The sequence below is a fragment of the Blautia sp. JLR.GB0024 genome, assembly GCF_037000545.1.
Classification (GTDB): Bacteria; Bacillota; Clostridia; order Lachnospirales; family Lachnospiraceae; genus Blautia; species Blautia celeris.
This window is the reverse complement of sequence record NZ_JBANBF010000002.1, coordinates 67,807-90,736: the sequence shown is the minus strand read 5'-3', so window position 1 is coordinate 90,736 and position 22,930 is coordinate 67,807. Positions and strand designations below refer to the sequence as shown.

Here is a 22,930-nt window from a genome sequence, read left to right as displayed (position 1 = left end):
CGTTCTGCATTAATTTGTTTCGTAATTATCGTTTACCGGAATTGGCTCTAAAATCATATTACAGTCGAATGTAAAACTAAGTCGGTTGTTCTCTTCCTTCACACTTATCTCTTGTACAGGTACTGTCACAGTAAACTGCCAGCCATTTTCTGTCTGTGTCAGATTCAGTATCACTTCGGCTGACAATGTATACGTTTCCGCACCTTCCTGTACCGTACTCTCTGTCTGAAGTAAAGTAAGAGTATCCGTCACAGCAATCTGTTCGCCAGCGGGACTGGTGTAATACCAGATATTGTCTTCATCTCTTTTAATCTCTGCATAGAAAGAATCCTCTCCCTGCCCGATCTGTATCTGATATCCCTCTATTTTGTCATGAATCCCTCTCTCGCATAACCAGCTATACTGTCTGGCATCAAACTGCTTCGGCACATCATCTCCCTGTGTTCGATGCAGGATATATTCTGCCTGCGCCGTAGTTTCTGTCACCTCAGGACTTTCGACTATCAGCTTCGGCAGCACTATGGGCACTGTCCAGTCACTCCATCTGCTGATATTTCCACCATTGGCCTCTGTAACCCTGGCCTCCCTGAATGAGATCCATTTTCCTGCATATTGTGCATAAACTGCATCCTTCAGAGCCAGAATATTTGTCTCACTGCTTATATCATAATAAGCGCTGAGGTTACGAAGATCCAGCACCCTCTCCTGATCACTGTCCAGAATTTTAATCTGATATATACTGTATCCGTCTGCTGTCTTTTCAGTCAGCTTATAGGCGGTGTCTTTCCATAAAGAAGCCTCTATAGATACACCACTCTGCACCTCAACAGCGTCAGAATAATCATAAAGCGTTGTGACTGCGGTTGCCTGCTCAATCTGAGTCGGCTTATACCTGTACCAACTGGAAATTTCAGAACTCTCATAACCTGCCAGCCGCTCCTGTTCCGGGTCATCTCCCAGTATGACTGCCTGGACAGATGCCTGTGAAGTAAACAGATTGGCTTCATCTCCATAGTCCATGATCGTCTCCGCATCCGGAAGAATCAAACGGAAGTAAGCTTCCTTTTCCTCCTCCTTCGGCATCCAGGAGAGAATCATCTGTGTGGATACCGGCTTATCCAGTATGTTCTGTACTGTCTCTTCTTTTACAGGCAGTACAGCTGTGTCTCCTGCCTGAATATTCTGCACAAACACTGCAGTCTCATCTTCCCTGCATACAGGTTCTTCCCCGTCAGACCGTATATCCAGCGGTGTATCTGCAGATGTACTGCAGAAAATATTATAACCGCCGTTATTGTCGTCCTCCAGATAGATCCAGTCCGCATCATATCGGTAAGCATTCAGTTCATCTGTGTTCGATTCCTTGGCCTTGCGGATACGCTGAATCCTGTAACCATCTGAATAACTTTGCAGTTTGAAATCCAGCTCTGTCTGCACGGCAGGAACATACTCCGGCACTGACTCCAGTGTACAATTCCCACTGGTAAGATCATAATAGACAGATGCTGCACCTTCCGTTATTTTAGGTTCTTCCACTCTGATACGCGGTATGCGGATCCATTGATAGTTCACCGTATTCTCCGTTGTATCATCCTCGTCTGACCACCAGGAACTGATATTGCTGTCTGAAACACTTCTAAGCGCGATCTTCAGCCATTTTCCGGCATATGCGGGGTCGATATTTTCCAGTGTATAAGTACTGTCTGCAAAATCTCCTGTCATAGCAGTCTCTGCTGCCTTGCCCTTCAGTGTTGCCACTGCACCGGAATTCCAGTATCCTCCCGCATCCTCTTCTGAAGGCGCATCACCGGCAGGCATTACGCTCACATCGTCTGCCTCTCTCTCGTCAAATACTGCTGCTGCTATCTGGTATTTTCCTCTGTAATAATTCTCTCCTGTATCTGACATAGACAAGGTGACTCCGTCTCTGATAAACTCCTGAAGAGTGACAAACGTATCTCTTACTCCATCCTCATGAGGCAAATACTCCGGTGATGCAGTCAGATTTGCTGTATCCGGCACTGTCAGACGATTCGGAAGTGTAAGTTCTCTGGCTACACCGTCTATTCCGTCACGGTATTCTGTTGTTGTCTCGTCCGCACATGCCCGTACGGAAACAGTTATCATTTCACCTCTTTCATAGTCATTCAAATCAAGTATTCTGCTCCATGTATCGCTGTCTCTCATTTCGTCATCTGAAGCAAATGTCCAGATTTCCGTAAGATTTTTTGTTAATGTATAGGTGCCCTCTGTAGTCCAGATAAGAGCCATGGTTTTTTCAACTTTATTGCCGTCAACATTCTCCACCCAGCTATAGACTTTTTCCTGTTCCCCTTCTGTAACATCTACTTCCGGTTTCTTTCCATAAAGTTTCCCGGCTGTTTCAAGTGCGGCATCTAATCCTGCTTTTTCCGTATAGCTGCTGACCGCACCTTCATCACCTTCTGCCCGCTGTACGCAGACTTCATACGCGGCTGTATAAGGACGCTCTTCTTTCGGAACGGCATTCCAGACTGTGTCATACAATAAAGAATTCTTCTCCGTTCCCTCCTCCTTTGTGTGGAGCTGGAGGACTGGTTTTGAGATCTGGGAAAGCCTTAACGGAACTGCAAATTCCATTTCAGAACCAGAAGGGAACTTTATCGTTGACCCACTGACTGCATTGGCTGTGCCTGCACGAACAATACTTATACTCACTCTCGGATAATTCCAGGTCCTCTCTTTGTCTTCAAATGAGACACTCCAGCTTTTCTCCGATTCCTGATAACTGCCGGGAGTATTCTTATCTACTGTGGATGTACCAAGCAGAACTCCTGTTTTGTCTTCCTTAGAGATATAACCCTTTAATGTAATGTCGTATACCGCATCCTGCTCTCCAATACCGACATCCCAGGTAAATACATAATTTACCCCGTCTTCCTGAAGCGGTATGATGTTCTCTATAACGGGCTTTGGCTGTATATCACGAGAATATGATCCAGCGGTTACTTTACATGCATTCTGGTCTACGGTGTACTTCTTCTGATCTACCTGTTTCAGGTAATGCTGCTCATCACCGTATGCCAGGATACTGCTGTAAATGATTTCGTATTTTCCGTCTGTATCCCGCCGCAGTATATATCCATTTGCAAGGCCATCCTCGCCGAAAACAGGTTCATTATTTCTGGAAGTGTCTCTGAGACAGAGACTCTTATCTTCTGAATTTCTGTCTTTAATATACCGGAGCAATTCCTCTTCTGTTATATTTTCTGCAACCTGATGTCCATACCAGCATACGTCGGACTGGCTGCGCCATGGGTAAGTACGAACCGTAATACTGTCATAGTCCAATAAATTATCCGGAAGATGATTCAGCTTACTGGTCATTTCCACTCCATTACTTGCAACATGGGAATTGCCGGAAGCCAGGGTCAAATTGCAATGGAATATTTCTTCATTCTCTAAATCAAATGGAGCATTTACAAGAAGCTCGGAATTCATGTACAGTTCTGTAACATCTCCTATTTTCTCCATCATCACCTGATTATAAAGGTTTCCCGGACGATCACCATAAAAGTCATGAAAGGTTGTTTTCACATAGTCATTATCTTTTAATGCCTCCCAACCGTAAATTGCCGACTGTACAGATACAGATGTAGATTTTTCATACTTACCTGGTACTGCTTCAGCGTATGAGGTCATTACCTGGTTGCCATTGCTCGAAATGACAAAGCCTTCTGAAATGCCTTTTTCAGTATCAATCGTTATATTTTTATTCAATATAGTTAACTTTATCTTTGTTGCTTTGTCATCCTTGTAATCATCCTTATTCTCCAGAACTGCAACAAATTTATCCCAGCCTGCCTTTCCATTCACATCATAGGCTCCCAATTCCAGATGTATCTTCGGTGCAGCCTGCGGCATGAGCAGTTCTCTGCTGCTGCCTGCCCATGCAGAAGCTCCTTTTTGGATAACCCCAATAACTTCCGGTCCATATTTTTCCTCGGTATATTCTGTCTCAACATAGGAACGGCCTATTGACCTGATATAGACTTCTATTTTGCATCCAACCCATTCTTCAGGAACTCTGATGGTTTTCTTTTCTATCCCATAAGAAATTTCCTCCGGTTTATTAAATGTATCAGATACAATCGCATTGTTTTTATCTGTCACCCTAAATACAAACTGATCGGCATAGTATTTCCTGCCGGTATGGCCCCATGTAATCTTCAGTTCACCCCCTGTATTATCTATGCTGATGCCCTTTATATCATCGGGATTTTCCGGCGTTTTATTAAGATAATACTCCACTATTTTAGGGTCTACTTCTTCGTACACTTTATATCTGTTTTGAGATTTATCCGAAGATTTATCATTCCATCCACTGGCAGGGTTAAGTTTCAAACCAGTAATATTAAACGGCGATTCGGAAACAGCTTCACTTCCTTTTATTTCATATGTTCCATCCTCATTCTGGATAACGATTGACTTATATCCTAAAAGAGAATCCTCTTTTCCAGAATCTTCCGTCTCTGATTTTTTACTGCACAGACCGGCATTCTTTATACTTCCTGTAAATATTGGACTTTTCTCAAGATCTTCGGATGCTTTATTGAAATCATCCTGTGCTTTCTGTCTGGCTGCTGCCTTCTCCTCATATTGGGTTTTTGCCTCTTGATACTTCTCCTCAGTAAAGTTCCCTTCTCCCACAAAATCGGTGTTTCCGAGTGCCACATACCAAAGACATGCAAATCCTTTTTTGACATTATTATTCCCGGTCACTTTTGAAATCATAATTTCTATTGAAGAAACTTCTTTTTCTTTAGTCAGTAAATCGGAAAGGTCCACTTCTTTGCTGGGATCGTAGAAATCTCCATGGCTTATTCTGTCACTATCTGAATCTCCGGAAAAGGTCCCGTCTTTGTAATTAATTTTTACCTTGTAAGAATACTGGCGTACTTCTGCTTTGGCGCTATTATAGTCGTCCTCTAAACTACTGCTTCCTGCCCACAGGATTTTCAGACTGTCTATTTTTTCCGCACCAGATTCAGGCGGTGACAGTTTTATCAAAAATCCATTTCCTCCGGATCTATTATCTAAGATATATCTTTTTCTGTCCTGCCCGCTGACGTCCTTACTTAAATTATTAAATATATACGTCCCATTTTCCTCCAGTACCTTTTTCCCGTCCAGCGTTGTGGATTGAACCGTCCAGTCCTTCAGATACTCCTGCATTCTACCCCATTCATCTTTTGCAGCCTGTTCTTCCTTCTGACACTCTTCCAGTTTTGTTTTAGCAGAGATATATCCTTTCAGACTCTCAAGATAGCTATCCACTGTTGAAGTAAAGCCATTTTCGCTTGTATCTCCTTGGGATGCACTTACTGCGTAAACACAGATATAATTTTTCTCAGTGCCCTCAGCATTAAAAACCCCCTCTTTTATTGTACCGTCCATAATTCTTGTAAATTCAAATCTAATATTTTTTATGATGGTATTTCCATCTAAGTTTGTGCTCCAGTAGGATGCATTTGGTTTATTCTGTCCATAAGCGATGAACTCGTAGCCGTTATTCTCTCCTGCGATCCATTTACCATCCCGACCCAAATAGTAAGCCCCATTATTACAGGATATTTTAAATTTATATTGTCTGACTATATTGGGGTTTGCATTCGTATCATCATTAGCCCAATATACTCCAAAATTAGTCAAAGGATATCCCTTGTAGAAATTAAATGTTAACTTATTATTATTCACTTTACTAAATTTAAATCTTCTTTGACCAGCAGCCTCTCCGTCCATCTCTTTCCAAAGATTATCTGACGGATAGTTATTGATTGCAGAATTTGACGATACCTCACTGATGTACACTGTCTTATCATCTACTGGCGGTGGTTCCAGTTCACCTGTTCCGAGATAGTAAGAGTCCGTAATATTTCCTGATGAACTATTTGCCACATTCTTGGAATCACCTATACTGATGCAGTCAAACATAGACGTATACTTCTTATTTACAATTCCAACCATTTTTGAGTTGGTGTTTCCATTGTTTCCATAATTTCTGCATCGGTAAAAACTGGCATCCTGCTTATCTCCGTTCCCGAGTATTCCTCCTGCCGTACCACCTGTTATACACCCTTCATTCACGCAGTCTGTATAGATTCCTTTGATATTTCCTGCTGTATCATGGGCATACCCCACTATTCCACCGGCATTACTTCCGGCACTGATATTTCCATAATTTTTGCAGGAATCAAACACCACGGCTGCACCTTGGTCCGTCTGATAAAATGTTGCAATGATACCCGCCGCTGCAGAGCCATTAGACTGGATATTACCATAGTTGGTACAGTTGGACATAGTGATTCCCTTATACTTTAACCGGCCGATTCCTCCTGCACTCAGCTTACCGCTTATATTTCCATAGTTGTAAAAATCGCTGACAGTCATAGAACTGCTGTCTTTATTTTCCAAACGCCCTATCAGCCCCCCTGCTGTAACATTCTCTGAATTTCCTCCTGCCACTACTGCCGCATAATTGGTCACATGTTGCATACTGACACCGGAGGCACTGTACCCGATAATACCGCCGACTCCGAAATCATTGGAGTACGCTGTTGTTTTCACACTCCAGTTTTCTCCTGTAGACAGTATATGCTTCTCACTGCTTCCCGTAGCTGCCGCGCCGCTGGTCTGGTATCCCACAATGCCGCCGGTGTGGCCGCTTCGGTTATTTATCTGCACATTCTTCGTTGAATTGGAGTAATTATCACAGCCTGCCACATACCCGTCATTCCAACCTGCAATCCCTCCTGCATAGCCGACGCCGCTTTTTTTTGCGTCTTTATCCGTCTCAATCAGGGTATTATCACGGAATCCAACATAGGAATTGCTGATACTTCCGCCTGCGTTATTTCTTCCGGCAATACCTCCCAGATTTACAATATTATCTGCTGAGCCATTGGTAAGAAGATTTCCGCTGTAGGCACATTTTGATATACTGCTGTTATTTACACCTGCTATACCTCCATATCCAGTGTCAGTTGTTCCCAGGTCTCCTGTTATATCTGCAGAAATATTACAACGATTTATACTGCCATCATTTACTCCTGCAGCACCGCCAATATTGGCATAATTTGCATTTGTTCCTGCAAAACCGATCTTTGTATCACGGACCACTGCCGAATTACTTTCAATATCTTTGATGCCTGAATTTGCAATTGTTCCTAAATTACTTCCGGCAATACCGCCTATGCTGCTTCCTGAGGTGTAGGTTTTCACTTCACATAAGACCACGGCGTCTTCTGTCAGCAATATATTACCATAGTTAATTCCGGTCACCGCACCCACATCACTGACTTTGCTGTTTACCGTATTGGATATTATAACGGGCATTCCCTGATTTCCGGTAATCTTGCATGCGGATATGGTACCCTTATTAATACCTGAAATTCCTCCGGCACATTTCATACCTTCAAAAATAAGCGTTTCATTTCCTGCCAGTACAAAAGAATCCTCTATAATACCGCTGTTTTCTCCTGTGATTCCTCCGCACATGCCATTTGCTGCAGAAACAGTTCCTGTATTTGAACAGTTCTTAATATCTGAATAATTTACAGACACAATTCCACCTGCATCACCTTCACTTGCTGCAGAAATATTCCCGGCGTTCCAGCAATTGTCAATCCCGCCTGAAGTTATCCCAACTATTCCCCCGGCATTTCCGTTCCCGGCAACTACAATGGCAGCATTTTTCACATTCTGTATAACCTGATTTTCACTTACACTCTCCCCCACAAATCCGCCTGCCATTTTATCGCCTATTATACTGCCTGTAAATGTGAAGAATTCAAAATCTTCACTATCATTAACATTCCTTTTATTCTGAATTTGACCGGCGTTATAACCAGTAATACCACCGACGTAAGTCCCGCCAGCTTTGATTTCGGCGTTTGCAGTTGCCATACTCGTATCAGATACGGAATCACCGTCTTGTATGAGTATTATGCTCCCTTCTGCACTGTTTGCCCCTGCAATTCCCCCTACATAAGAACCGGATGCATTAACGATTCCACCGAATAACCAGGTGCCGCTTATGGTTCCGTAATTCTGGGCAGCTATTCCCCCTACATAATCATTTCCGGTTATGGTTTTGTTTGTAAAAGAACAGTTTTTTATTTCTCCCTTATTAAACCCTGTAATTCCACCCACATAGCTGCGCCCTGCAGTTCCGATACTGGACACACTGCAGTTCTTGATCAGGCCTTCGTTGACTTCACAAATGCCGCCCAGATAAGTGCCCTGGGTCACAACATCTCCCACATCCATGTTACGGCAATTATCAATCTCTACTAAATTTCCAGCTCTTCCAATCACACCACCTGCATAGGAATATAGGAAGTCATCCTGCTCTCCATTCTTGGATTCTTTATTGTTTACAATGGCATCTTCTGCTGTTATAGGAGTTTTATTTATTACATTCTTTATGGTCAATGGTGTATGAATGGAATTATAGCCTATAACTCCGCCTACATAGATTTGCCCGGTCAAACTTCCGAAACGCATAGATTGTTCCGTCTCATGTTCCTGGACTCCTTCTATTGTCAACATGCCATCGCTTGTATTTCCTTCGGCGTCTCTATCACTCTCATCAATATATTCGACATTTTGGCTGAGACTCTTTTCTCCTGAAACAGCTTGTGCTATTAGGGCAGCTAAATCTCTAATATAACTTATCGCATCCTCATCATAATCAGGCAGAATTCTGTTATACCCAATAAAACCGCCGGTAAACGCTGTTGCATAAACCTTGCCCAGGAAATTATCTGTTGTAAACTCTGTGCTGATCCGGTCATCTGTAGAAATAATATTCCCTCCAATGGTACCGCTGACACAATAGCCGCCGGTCACCTCATTGGGATTGGATTTCAACGTATTATCTCTGAGCAGTTCAACAGAGGAATTAAATCCGGCATATCCTCCGACAAAGACACCCGTACCCTTGATAAATCCGCCTTCCAGTTCATAATTTTCCACAGACGCGTCCACGTCATTGTAACCCACGATTCCGCCCACGTAATTCCTGCCTGTTATGTAGCATACCATACGAATGGTTGTATTCAGATAATCGGAAACGGTACCTGATGTTATCTTACCGTTATTATATCCCGCAATGCCGCCTACATAATCTCCCTTCAGACTGGCCGCATCTGTAATATTCCTTGCGGTATCATCAGCAGCTACCTCACTGCTGCAGTTCTCCACAATACCTGTGTTCAGTCCCGTAATACCTCCCACGTAGTTCCCATACCCCGCAACAATACCTTCATTTATCCAGTTCGCTACAATCTTTTCCTCGTTTCGAGTATAATCCGGATTTGCTACATGAAACTCGTTATCTTCCCCGCTTCGTGCCGCGTTGATTCCGCAGATTCCTCCCACATAATCACAGCCGATCACATTCGCTTCGTTGGTGTTCTTTTCCCCTCGGTTACTTTCATCCTTACCATCCAGGTTTGCCTCTGCAAGGCTCTCATTGAACCCTACAATTCCCCCCACATACTGATAACCAAATATATAACCTTCTTTGTTTTTTTCCTGTTCCGTGTTACAATTGATGATCTTACTGTTTTCATTATATCCTGCAATGCCGCCCACATAGACGCCATTGAGCTTTTCCAGAAGCTTTTCATCTGCTGCAAAAAGCTCTTCCATGTCTTCTTGTAAATATTGAGGAGAACTGACACAGTTGCTCACCTGCAGATTATCGGCCTTATTCGTTTTGTTGCTGCATAATCCCACGATTCCTCCGATATATTTCGCCTGAGAAAGCATTTCCTGCATTTTCTTTTTATCCTGGTTTTTCTCAAGGTTAACAGGCGCAGCTTCCACTGCACCATAATTTTTGCACCATTCTATAAGAGCAGTCTTATCGTCCTTCTCCACTTTCAACTGCCCGATTATACCGCCTACATAAGTTACACCTCTGACAGATGCGCGATTTACCAGATTTTTATACTGCATCTGCAAAGACCCTGTATCTTTTCCTGCGATGCCTCCTACATCTGTTTTGCCCACTACAGTGCTTGGCATATTTTTTGCATCCGAATTGGCAACCGTTAAATCCACAAGAGTGCCTTTGTTTTCTCCGCAGAAAGCACCGACAGAAGCACTTCCCTCCACTGAGATTTGGTCCAGTACCATATTGGTGATCTTACCTTCGTTCTTTACAAACAAACCAGCCGGACCATTTTTTATATACTGTATTGTACTCTTGCCGTCTTTGCCATTATTAATCTCAGTACCATAAACAGCTGTGCTGCTGTTCGCATCTTCCTTTATGATCAGTCCGCTGATCGTATTGGTCTTCTCATCTGCACCTTCTAAAACAGATGTGCTTTTCAAGATCCCAACTGACGGAAAAGGCGTGGCTGTATCCTTGACAGGCGCCACTTGTGCCGTGAGAGAATTCCAATCCTTCTTTTTGTAAATATTATCTGTATCGTACAGATATCCGTCCTTAATAAATTTCTGCCAGTTTATGTTCTCTGCAAGCTGATATGTACACTCCCTGTCCGCTGCACCACTCACAGCTTTTTTAGGAGTAAAATCCTCCACATAGCGTACGTTATAAAGATGTCGTGCATTTTTAAGTGTATATGTGACCTTGTCAGTCCCACTGCTGCTTTTTTTTGTATATTCCCCAAAATATGTATGGGATACATTGCTTTTTCTCACAGCCGTAGGCTTATAATCTTTTCCTACTCCCTTCACTTTACAGAGTATGTTTTCTGTATCCACGCAGAATCTGTGAAAGCTATATGTATTTTTCAGATTATCTAAAATCGGGGTCGTCTTCGGGTTATCCTGGTAGCTGCCATAAAGCTCATTATAATAATAGGTGGCAGCACTTAAATCTGCGGCGTCCAGAATCAGACGTACCGTGTTTTCATTCTCCAGCCAGGCAAGCATGGGGTAATCACTGGTAGTCCACTCTTTCCCGTCAGTATCATACCGGGTCACACTGCATGTTATAGGTTCCGTTGTATTCTCTTTTTTGGTAAGTTTTCTGCCATCCAGTACAATTTTAAGCCGCTGTGTTTCCTTATCATTGTCTGTATCTTTGTCAAGCACCAGGATTGTGTAATCCATATTCGTGACAGCATTTCCATCTTTATTCGTTACCATAAAGGAAAGGTTAAGGGTCCCCTCATTGTTAAGCTTTACCTTTTTGATTGACGGCTGTTCCGCCTTAGGCGTAGTTGCAACGGCCAGGGAATCCACACCGTAATACCCTACCATCCGCTCTTTTCTCACACTCGTCTCACGGTTGGTGATATCTACAGTTCCCCTTTTTGCATGATTACTGCTGTTATATTCAAAATCATCGTTTTGATTACTATATAAAACAGAAAAAACCTGACCTTCTTCCGGAGTAAACTCTACGCAGACTGCTGCATTTAAAATAGACGAGTCATATACATAAGGCAGAAGCATGTCGTAAAGCGCAAGAATCTCCTCATCCGGTTTTTCTCCCTTTCCGGCCTTATACTCCTGATATTGCTTATAGGTTTCCCCGTTGCCCTTCAGATAACAGATTTCACCTCTGTATTTTTCCTTGTCTGTCTTGCCGGCACTTGCAGGCCAGAGAAGATCCAGTCTCTTCTCATAGGCTTCACTGCCTTCCTCTTCACTGTAAAACAAATCTTTTACATTAACCTTGTTTTTATAGCCGCCGTCTGAGGCCAGCACTCTCCGGAATTTATCAAGACGTCCATTCTCACTGTACTCTGTCAACTGATTCTGCGCCGCACTGAAAAGCGTCTTCGCATACTCATTCTGCTCCTTAAACTGCGACCACCGTATCCACGTCATCACACCAAACACTGCCCCTCCAGCCAGTATCAGCACAATGCAAATGACCACAATAAGTTCAACCAGCGTATATCCACCCTGGTTTTTATTCCCGCCTTTTCTGTTTTTATCAATATTCCCGTGCAATACCCCTTTTTCCATATAATCCACTCATTCCTTATTCCAACCCGCCCCCGCTGTCTTCACCGGGAACCACATGTGCAGAAATACGTCTGAAACACGCTCTAGAAATACTGTTCCAAATCCCTCTTATCATTCGTATACTGAAGCGCTGATTCTTTCTTTATATATCCTTCACGCACCAGTCTCATCAAATCCATATTCAGCGTATGCATTCCTGTAGCACCGCCGGACTGCATCATACTTCCCATCTGGTGGCTCTTATTCTCACGGATCAGGTTCGTGATGGCATCTGTGCCCAGCAGGATCTCGGTTCCCGCAATCCTTCCTGTCCCGTCATCCACAGGCATAAGACACTGTGTGATAACCCCTTTCAAAACACCGGCAAGCTGCGTTCTTACCTGGTTCTGGCTGCCTGCCGGACAGGCGTCAATGACACGCTCAATGGTCTGCGCCGCACCTGTTGTATGGAGCGTAGACAGAACCAGATGTCCTGTCTCAGCGGCAGTAAGCGCTGCCATAATGGTCTCATAATCACGCATCTCACCCACAAGGATAATATCCGGGTCCTCACGCAGCGCACTGCGCAGTGCAGAGGCAAAATCCACAACATCTCTTCCCGTCTCCCTCTGATGGATCAGGGCCATTTTGCTCTGATACGTGTACTCGATAGGGTCCTCAATCGTGATCACATGTTCTGCCCTGGTCTGGTTGATATGTTCGATCATAGCGGCCAGTGTGGTAGACTTACCGCTGCCCGTAGGTCCTGTGACCAGAATCAGCCCCCTGGGCTCCTCAGCCAGTTTGTACAGAAGCTTCGGCATATGCAGTTCTTCCAATGTGGGAATGTGACTGTTCAGCAGACGGATCGTGGCGGCAATCTTTCCCTGCTGCCTGAAAACATTGACCCTCTGCCTGTTGTGGTCCGGTGTCTCCAGGGCAAAATCAATATCATACCCTTCTGCCAGACGTGTCTTCTGGTTTTCATCCAGAAGCCCGTACAGCATAACCTCTGTCTCCTGTTCATCCGGCTGGACCAATGTCTGCTCCAGTTTACCGTGGACACGCATCATAAGCGGCATTCCCGCAGAAATATGAAGGTCAGAAGCCTTCTCTTCCCTTCCCATCATGATCAGCTGATTCAGGTCGTACATTCTTTTATCCTCCATTTTCATTTCTGCTATTTATAGTAAGCCACTTTTCTCAACTCTTCCACACTGCTGACTCCGTCCTCCACCATCTTAAGGCCGGCATCCTTCAGTGTCTTCATATTCTGGTTCTCCACAGCGTAATCCTGGATTGCCTCCGCGGAGGCACCGTCCATGATCATCTGCCGCACCTGTCTGTCTATCATGAGAACCTCATGTATTGCAACCCTGCCTTTGTAACCTGTATAATTACACTGGGGACAGCCCTTTGGGTGCATGATTTTTTTAATATCCGTTCCCAGTATTCTCCTCTCCTCCGCTGTGGGAATGCTCTCCTCCCCGCAGTCGGGGCATACTTTTCGCATAAGCCTCTGGGCTATAATACCAACCAGGGAGTTTGCCACCATATAGGGCTGCAGTCCCATGTCCTCCAGACGGATGACAGAGGATGACGCGTCATTTGTATGTAAAGTGGAAAATACCAGATGTCCTGTGATGGCCGAACGCACGGAAATAGATGCCGTCTCCACATCCCTGGTCTCACCGACCATGATAATATCCGGGTCCTGACGAAGCAGCGCCCGAAGCCCTGCCTCAAATGTCAGTCCTGCCTGATTATTTACCTGCATCTGATTGATCTTCGGAAGATTCTTCTCCACCGGGTCCTCTATGGTTGAAATATTCACCGCCCGTTTTGACAGCTCCGAAAGTATCATATAAAGGGTCGTTGTCTTGCCTGACCCTGTCGGGCCTGTAAAATAAATGATCCCGTTTGGTGACCCCAGCATGGATTTCAGCTTCTTATAATCCTCCTCATGCATACCGAAGGTCTCCGGATAATCAATGTTGGAATTGTTCGCCAGAAGACGAAGCACTGCCTTCTCCCCAAATACGGTAGGGATCACGGAAACACGGATATTCACATATTCCCCTGCAACCTTCATACGGAAATGCCCGTCCTGCGGAATCCTTCTCTCTGCAATATCCATATTTCCCAGAATCTTAATCCTGGCGATCAGAGAAGCATGAAGGTTTTTCTGCAGAGTCACAAACTCAACAATGACACCGTCGATACGCATACGAACCGTGGTCTTATCCTCAAACGGCTCAATATGAATATCCGATGCATTGGTATTATACGCCCTGTCGATCAGCCGGCTGAGCAGGTTGATGATCGGTGTATCGTCATCCCCCTCCTCCTCAATATTAAATTCATCCGTGAGTGCCAGATCCTCAAATTGTTCGTTCGCCACACTGGCTGCTTTTCTGGCTTCCACCTCACTGTAATAGTATCCTATGGCATTTCTGAGGCTGGAAAGTCCGCTTAAACAGATTTCAAGCTGCATGCCTGTGAGCTGCCGGATATCCTCAATAGCGTAGAAGTTCAGCGGGTCATTTAATACAATGGTCAGCACGCCCTCGGCCTGTTTTACAGCCAGCATATCGTATTTTTCCGCAAGCTGCCTCGGAATCTTCTGTACTGCCTCCACATCCACCTCTATGGTGGAAATATCAATAATACGCGCCTGCAGAAGTGTGGAAAGCGCCTCCAAAAGCTGCTCCTCTGAAATAAATCCCATATCTGTCAGGGCAGCTCCCAGCCTCACTCCCTTGTGTTCCTTCTGATAGGCCAGTGCCGCATCTATCTGTTCTTCTGTGACATATCCATATTCTTTTAAAACATCTCCGATACGAACATTTCTGATATTATTGTCCATGCTAACTCCTACTATTCCTCAGTCTCACTGCTCTCTTCTGCCTCCGCATCTCCAAGAACAGCGCCTAAAAGCTGTTTCTGCACATACGTCTCAACGTCCTCGTACATATATATTTCAACTGACATACTTAATGTATATTCGCTGCTGCCCTCTTTTTGATTCTTCTGCCATGAAAAATCCGTTACTCTCTGTCTGGGGTTCTGGCTGACCGTCACATCCAGCATGGCCTGCAGGTTCTCTCTGGAACCGGTCATATTCATGGTCAGGCTGGCTGTATACATGCCGTCAAATGCGGTATTTTCACTGTTTTCCTGCTCTGTTCCGTATACAAGATCCGAGTAATTGGGAAGCGTGGTGTAAGCAGTAAAATCCGGCATTTTAATGTCCATATTGGTGACCTGAATGCCGCAGTTCACTGCAGTATTGGTCATCATACGGTCAATCTCCACACTCTTCATCACCGGGTAGTATTTGTCCTGCATAGCTGTAAGGTCTTTCTGGGACTGCTCCTCCCTGGTTCTGATTCCCGGCAGCGAGACCACCTTCATCTCTTTTTCCTGTTTCTCTATCTCTGCCTCTGTGATCTTCTCACTGAGTTCCTGGGTATCCTCCGCAAGCGGCATAAGAACGCCGATTGTCAGGCCAAGGATAACGAGAACAATTCCCAGCACGATCAGAATTTTTTTATCTCTCTCCGTCACTTTCAGTGTCATTCTTCCGCCTCCCCCTGTACCGGAGCCATGGTGCAGTTTACATTTACACTCCAGTCTCCGTCCTGGTTCTGTGAATATCCCGTGTAATCCACAGACGCAAATATCTCCTCCTCCATGAGAAGTTCAATGAACCGGTTGATCTGCTCTACATTCCCGGCACTGGTATTAAAGCTTAGAATTCCTGTGGTGGAATCATAAGAACTGATCTCCGCGGAGACAAGCCCTTCCGCGCAGGATGTGATCACAGCTTCTACAGAGCTGTCCACAAGGGGATACTCACCAATCTCATCTCCCAGAGATTCCATGCCTGTATGAATGGCAGAAATGGCGGACATTCTCTCCTGAGCCGCATCATATTCCTCACAGGCCTCAAGTACGGATTCCCTTTGATTGTATTCCTCCAGCGCCTTCAGTTCACTGCCCAGCATGATCTTTCTCACCAGAAAAATCAGGGACGCCAGTACCAGCACACCCACAACGGCTCCCACAGGTATGGTGATCTTTCTTCTCGCTTTTCTCTTTTCTATCTGTTCCGGCGTATATTTTAGCTGGGTGATAATATTGCCCTTGGGGTCCGTTTTCAGCATACCGCCTATGGCCAGCGCAAAATTTGCGAAGCTGATATACGGGTCATCCGTCTTTGAGTAGACAAAACTTCCGCCCGTCTCCAACTGTTCCACGCCCAGTTCCGGGTTGATCTGGGCAATCCCGTCCTCATAGACCGCATAATCCTCATCTGTCAGTCCGGCAATGTACACGTCCGTAATTTTCTGGGGGATATTCTGAGCTTTTGCGAACTGCATCAGGTTGTTGGCTGCCCTGGCAGTCTCCACTGCGTATCCCGGAGTTCCCGGTTCTGAGAAGAGACGTTTTTTGTTAAAGGTCTCATATTTTCCATCTACCAGCAGCGCATTGGTCAGGTTCATCTCATCCACAAACTGGACAATACAGGTCTTCCCCTTTAACTGTACCATTTTTTCCAGAAGCCTTATCATGGCTCCATTGGCACATTCAATGCCTGAAAGCTTTACCCCCAGCTTTGCGAAAAGCTGAGAGAACTGCAGGGCATAGTCCCTGGGCACTGTCATGGCAAATATCTGTCTGATCTTCGCTTTTTTATCCGTCCCGTTCAACGGGAAATAGCCGTAAACAGGATTGGAGATTCTCCCCACATCCGTAAATTCACGGCTCAGATATTCCATCATTTTCTTTTCATTCATCACCGGAACCTGAACAACTTTGGAATTGAACTGGCTGCTGTCCAGCACCAGATACACATCCTTTTTCGGCAGGTTCTGCATTTCCCACTGTTCCTTCAGAATATCCAGCAGGGCTTCTTCATCCACAATGGAGCCGTTTACCAGGCATCCTGTGGTATCTATTGTATAGTACATCCCCCGGATATTGACCTTTCCGGAGGTGGATTCGCCTGTGACGATTCTGATATATTTGTTTGATAAATAGACTGTCAGCATTTTGTTTCCCCTTTCTAAGACATGCCTGCAATGGAGTCATAAGAACCGTAAAGGGCACTGAATACGGAAACCATAACAAATGCCACAACTACACCCATGATCAGGAGCATGATGGGCTCCACATAAGAGACCATTTTGCTTATAGCCATATCTGCATCGTATTCCATGGAATCCGCAGTAAAGGAAAGCATGGAATCCAGGCTTCCTGTCTCCTCACCCACTCTTATGGAATCCGATAATTTTCTTACAAATCCATCAATCAGGTCCAGGCCGTCACTCAGATTATTTCCTGCCCGCACAAAGGGGATCACCTGGTCGAACTGGGCATCTATGTAATCATTTCCGATTGTCTTTCTGGCAATCTGCAGTGCCGATACAATAGGGATACCTGCGGAATACAGGGAACTTAAAGTTCTGGCAAATCTGGACGTACAGATTGTCTTCTGAAGCTTTCCGAACAGAGGCACCCAGAGCTTGAATCTATGCCATTTCATACGCACTTTCGGAATGAGCATCAGCGCTCTGACTCCGACCACCAGGAGGATCACAGCTATCAATACCAGAATCCAGTGTTCCTGCAGAAGGTCACTGAATCCCATCAGTATCCTGGTGGATAAGGGAAGTTCATCCATCTGGGCGAACAGCTCTGCAAATTGGGGCAGAACGAATTTGGTCAAGATCAGAACAACTGCCACCACCATAACCCCCAGTATTTTGGGGTATGTCATGGAGCTGGAAATCTTGGCGTTGAGCTTGTGGCTTTTCTCGTAGTGCTCCGCCATCTGCATGGAGACTTTATCCAGATTACCGCTGGTCTCTGCGGAACGATACATATATATCATCAGAGGCGGAAATGCCCCGTTTTGTGCCTCCATAGCATCGGAAAGGGCAATACCCTGGCGAATCTGTCTAAGGATATCCTCATAGACGCCTCTCTCCTTGGGCTTTACGGATTCGCCGTTCGCCATAATATTCAAAGCCCTGACCAGAGTAACACCGGACGCAATCAGAGTCCCCATCTGTCTGGAGAAATCCGCCAGAACCTTTGGCTTAAACTGCCGCATCCCCTTTGAACTCTTAACAGCTTTGGCGGACAGCAGAAAGGCATCCTGCTCATGCAGTTTCTGCTGAAGCTCCGTGTCATCCGCCACGGTCATGATACCTTTTATTACCTTGCCCTCTAAAGTTCTTGCCTTATATTTGTATTGTGCCATAACGCGGCCTCCCATTTACAGAATTAAAAATCCAAGATACCAGGAAATAATCTGTTCCCCATACAAAACTCCCACAGCCATTCCCATACACAGAAACGGGCCGAATGCAAAATGGTCCTTCCTGTCCTTTTTCTTACCTATCAGCAGCCAGATTCCCCATATTCCACCAGCCAATACAGCCAGCACTGTGGATATCAGTGTGATCTTCCACCCCAGAAACGCGCCGCAGGCACCCATCAGCTTCATATCTCCGCCGCCGAAAGCTCCCGGTATGGCTAAAGTCAGAAGAAGCATGGGGACGCTTACACAGACAATTCCTATAAGCCTTGAGATAAGAGATGTTTCCGGCATTGTAAAACAGGCTGCCGCTGCCAGTATGTATACGGCAATCCAGCACCCGTCCTCTATTTCCATGGTGTCCATATCCATAAATGTCACTACAGTCAGAATACAGAAAAACAGGAACACGGTCAATCCGGCAGCCGGTTTTTCCTTATAATACCAGCCGCAGAACAGGGCCGCCGCGCCGCCGAACAGTTCAATGAGCGTATCCCTGGCACCTATTTTCTTCTTACAGTAACGGCACTTTCCGCCCAGGAAAATATAACTGAACAGAGGAATCAGATCCAAAGCCCCCAACTGGTGACGGCAGGAAGGACAGAAGGAATGTCCTTTGACAAAATCCATTTTTCTGGGAACACGGTAGATGATCACGTTCAGAAAAGAAAATATGCAGGTTCCCATAAAGAATATCACTACGGCAATCATTGCCGGATAACTATTATATACGTCCATATCAGCCTCTTTGTTCCAAATTATTTTTTTAGAAGGACGAAGTTATTTTTATTGTACATCAATATTCATCCTCCTAAAAAGACAATTCCGAACAAAATCGCATCTATATGCCTGTAAATGACAAAAAGGGATTTCACCTGGTTTATACCAAACGAAATCCCCTCCTGTTATTGATTTTCATATTGTCGGGTCTTCCGGTAAATTGTCCATGTTCCGGAATCCTTGTCATCTGCTTCGTAGATAACTAAATACTTTCCCTCCTGATATGTCATGCTCAGCACACGGCATTTGGCCTTATCCCAGGAGATGAGATGAATCTCACCTTCCACTCCGGAATAACTCTTCACTTCCTCTTCCGCTTCCTTTGACATACCGCTTTCACGGGAACTGTCTAAAAGCGGCTCCTCCAAACCACTATATTGGATGGAGAGCAATTCTGTGTTCAGGAGCACATTTTTGGCGCTTCTAAATGCAGACCGCATTTGAATCGATTGTTCCCAATACCATAGCGCTGGTGCAAGAACAGCTATGCTGATTAGGAGCGTTAGTAGGGAAATTTTTAGTAGTCTGCGGAAATTTAGTTTTTGGGTGAGTGTTTCATAATCTGTGTGCATTTGTTAATTATGAAACCCCCTTTTTTATTTTACGTTGTTGGCAACGCCTTATCTACTTCAGACCAACCCTTTTCTTTACTCCACTGAATCCAATGATTAGTATCACGATAAGAAAATGATTCAAGATCTCCATTAGTTTCATTATATGTTGCTGCTTTCGTCCCTTTAGCAGCTATTAGCGTAGTTGCTTTTTCAACTACTACACCATTGGATTTTAATTCTCCTGGTGTAGCCACAGTTGTTGCTGAATAAGCATCTGCTATCTGTGCCTGAACATCAACTAGTATAGTTGCTGCATCAGATTTAGTATTAGCTTGATTAGCTTTATCAACATACTTCAAAACACTCGGCACCATAACCGCCGCCAAAACCAAAATAATAACAATAACAACAATCAATTCCACCAGAGTAAAACCCTTTTTACTCTTTCGATTTTCTCTCAACCTTTTCAACATCCGTGAATCCCTCCATCTTTTTTTATTTGCCACCCACATACCTTGCACCTTACTATGGGTGAAATCCGCGGATAAAACAGCAAAACTGCATTAACTGGCTGTACTATATATATTGTGTTAAATGCTGCTTATATGCCGCAATTACCTGAACTTCTGCATTAATTTATTATATAATTTTTGACTACTTTTGTCAACAAAACCATTAACAATCAAATTAATTATTTCTTAATTTTTGCAAATTTGTAATATTCACTTTATTTCTTATACTTTCATGTCATTTGTTTGCGAAAGAGGTTAAACAAACTTAATTAAATTCCCTAACCACTCACAAAAGACGTATTTTTACCCCTTACTTTAACCCATTCTTTATCATCTCCAGCAATGTTTTCTGTGCCTCCGCAGAATAATACAGCACATCATATTCATTTCCCTTTTCACTTACACGTCTCTCGGCAGTGATCCCGGTTTCTTTTCCTTTCTCAGAAGCACGCTGCATGGGAATCCCCCGGAATCCAAATGTCTCCAGATATCCTTCATCCAGCAGCTTCTGCTGCACTGCCTTATTTGTCAGACGCTTCATGGTGCTTTCATCACGCAGTTCATTCAACTTAGCAACCAGCTCGCTGAGTGTCATCTTATCGGCAAACGGAAACGCCTGCTCCATATCTTTTGTCAGAGAAAATTCCTGTTTTCCTTTTGCCTTCCCCTTATTTTTCCCAGTACCTTTCCCCTCATCATTCATACCATTTTCTATAAAGATTCCCGCTTCCTCTCCAACAATTCCTGCCCCTGTCACATCTTCATTTTCGCCGTCATCCGGCACATGCTCCCTGATACATGCCACAAAACGCTCCCCGTACTTTTCATATTTAAATTCTCCAACGCCGGTAACCGTCAGCATTGCACTCCTGGTTCTTGGTTTTACAATACACATATGCGTCAATGTTTTGTCAGAGAAGACAATATAAGGCGGCACCTTCTCCTCCCTTGCTATCTCCATCCTAAGACTGCGCAGCACCTCGAAGAGCTGTTCGTCTGCCTCGGTAAAATCAGCTCCGGCAAGCCCGGCTGCAATTCCTTTTCTGCTCTTTTTCTCCTTCTTCTCCTTTGCCTGATGCTCCTGTTCCTTTGCCATTTTCATAGTGATCTGCGCCTCATCACCCAGAACCTCTTCCGATTTTGCCGTCAGCTTCACGATCGCATACTCATCATTGGTAACCGTGAGGAACTCATTCAGCAGCAGATAATTTATAACCTGTCTCAATTTATATGACGGCACTTTTGCCAGTTCCCCGTAATTGGGATTTTCATTCATCCTGTAATTCCTGATCTTTGCCGTATTCGCACCGTGTACAGTGTCAATAATAACGTTTACCCCATATCTCTGCCTGCTGCTTTTTACACATCCGACAAGCGCTCTGGCAATCTCCGTCACATCCACGGTCTCGAACTGGCTCAGACAATTGGAACAGTTCCCACAGTAATTTTCCCCATACTCCCCAAAATACCGCAGTATGTAATCCCGGAGACACTCATTGGTAAAACAATAATATGTCATTTTACGAAGCCTCTCCCTGTCCCGCTCTGCCACCAGCTCCCGGGCCACCGGGTCCAGCTCCTGGTTCTCCTGGCTGTTGTCAATAAAGAGCTGGTTTGTCACAACATCCTGTCCCCCATAGAGTAAAATGCATTCCGCCGGCTCCCCGTCACGCCCGGCACGTCCTGCCTCCTGATAATAGCTCTCCATGTTCTTCGGCATATTGTAATGCACTACAAATCTCACGTTTGACTTGTCAATTCCCATACCAAACGCGTTTGTCGCCACAATGATCTGATACCTGTCATATATAAAATCGTCCTGGTTCTTCTTTCTCTCCGCGTCCCCAAGGCCTGCATGGTACCGTGTAACGGAAAATCCATCTTCCTTAAGTTTCCCGCACACCTCCTCCACCCCTTTTCTGGTGAGACAGTACACAATGCCGCATTCTCCCGGATGCATCTCCAGATAATTTTTCAGCACTCCATACTTATCCTTCGGAGACTGCACTCCAAAATACAGGTTTGGCCTGTCAAATCCCGTGGTCAGAACCTCCGGATTTTCCAACAGCAGAATATCCATAATATCATCCCGCACCTCCCTGGTGGCTGTAGCAGTAAAGGCACTCACCACCGGCCTTTTGGGCAGTTTCTTAATAAACTCTACGATCTTCAGATAACTTGGTCGAAAATCCTGCCCCCACTGGGAAACGCAGTGCGCCTCATCAACAGCCACCATAGCTATCTTTGCATGAAGGGCAAAATCCAGAAATTCCTCTGTCACCAGCCTCTCCGGTGCCACATAAATAATGGGATATCTCCCCTGCCTGGCAAGCTCAAGTGCCTTATAATACTGGCCAGTTGTCAGTGAACTATTCAGAAAGGCCGCATGAATCCCCGCCTGATTCAGAGACCCCACCTGGTCCTTCATTAAAGAGATCAGAGGCGAGATCACCAACGTAATGCCATCCATAAGCATAGCCGGAATCTGATATATGAGTGATTTTCCGGCACCTGTCGGCAATATCCCAAGTACGTCCCTTCCGGACAAAATACTGTCGATCAACGGCTCCTGCCCCTCCCGAAATGTATCGTAACCAAAATATTTTTTCAGTATCTGATATTTATCCATACTGTATCCTCCTGTTATCTGTACATGCCCGCAAACCATATCATTCAGCCGATAAAAATGCAAGCAAAAACGCCTGTTTCCATTTACTTTTCCATACAATTTATTATAATAAAGTTATAAACTTTGCACGGAACCTGTTTATACACATTCTACTGCC

At 44.7% G+C, this 22,930-nt stretch carries 10 protein-coding genes; all 10 read right to left on the bottom strand.

The features are described from left to right. Positions 1–9 precede the first annotated feature (9 nt). Positions 10–11,994 (bottom strand): prepilin-type N-terminal cleavage/methylation domain-containing protein, encoded by an 11,985-nt coding sequence (locus tag V8Q34_RS04645; RefSeq protein ID WP_335834936.1) that lies wholly within the window; start codon positions 11,992–11,994, stop codon positions 10–12. A gap of 83 nt (positions 11,995–12,077) precedes the next feature. Then, positions 12,078–13,142: a type IV pilus twitching motility protein PilT gene (locus V8Q34_RS04640; protein ID WP_278308736.1), complete on the bottom strand. Its 1,065-nt coding sequence runs from the start codon at positions 13,140–13,142 to the stop codon at positions 12,078–12,080. Between the two features lie 11 nt (positions 13,143–13,153). Continuing rightward, positions 13,154–14,839 (bottom strand): GspE/PulE family protein, encoded by a 1,686-nt coding sequence (locus tag V8Q34_RS04635; protein WP_207727852.1) that lies wholly within the window; start codon positions 14,837–14,839, stop codon positions 13,154–13,156. Positions 14,840–14,850: 11 nt separating this feature from the next. Beyond that, positions 14,851–15,552, bottom strand: coding sequence for a hypothetical protein (locus V8Q34_RS04630; protein WP_148392037.1), 702 nt, complete (start codon positions 15,550–15,552; stop codon positions 14,851–14,853). Beyond that, complete coding sequence (locus V8Q34_RS04625; protein WP_335834935.1) at positions 15,549–17,027, bottom strand: hypothetical protein; 1,479 nt, start codon at positions 17,025–17,027, stop codon at positions 15,549–15,551. The genes V8Q34_RS04630 and V8Q34_RS04625 overlap by 4 nt, the downstream gene beginning before the upstream one ends. A gap of 14 nt (positions 17,028–17,041) precedes the next feature. Beyond that, positions 17,042–18,241, bottom strand: a complete 1,200-nt coding sequence (locus tag V8Q34_RS04620) for a type II secretion system F family protein (RefSeq protein ID WP_033140686.1) — start codon at positions 18,239–18,241, stop codon at positions 17,042–17,044. Between the two features lie 15 nt (positions 18,242–18,256). Next, the gene (locus tag V8Q34_RS04615) at positions 18,257–19,036 is read right to left on the bottom strand and encodes a prepilin peptidase (protein WP_033140687.1); all 780 of its coding nucleotides are present in this window, start codon (positions 19,034–19,036) and stop codon (positions 18,257–18,259) included. A gap of 167 nt (positions 19,037–19,203) precedes the next feature. Further along, complete coding sequence (locus V8Q34_RS04610) at positions 19,204–19,518, bottom strand: hypothetical protein (RefSeq protein ID WP_033140688.1); 315 nt, start codon at positions 19,516–19,518, stop codon at positions 19,204–19,206. Positions 19,519–19,679: 161 nt separating this feature from the next. Continuing rightward, a complete protein-coding gene (locus tag V8Q34_RS04605; protein WP_052099338.1) occupies positions 19,680–20,105 on the bottom strand; it encodes a prepilin-type N-terminal cleavage/methylation domain-containing protein in 426 nt (141 codons plus the stop codon). Positions 20,106–20,454: 349 nt separating this feature from the next. Then, the gene (recQ, locus tag V8Q34_RS04600) at positions 20,455–22,773 is read right to left on the bottom strand and encodes a DNA helicase RecQ (RefSeq protein WP_227209895.1); all 2,319 of its coding nucleotides are present in this window, start codon (positions 22,771–22,773) and stop codon (positions 20,455–20,457) included. Positions 22,774–22,930 lie beyond the last annotated feature (157 nt).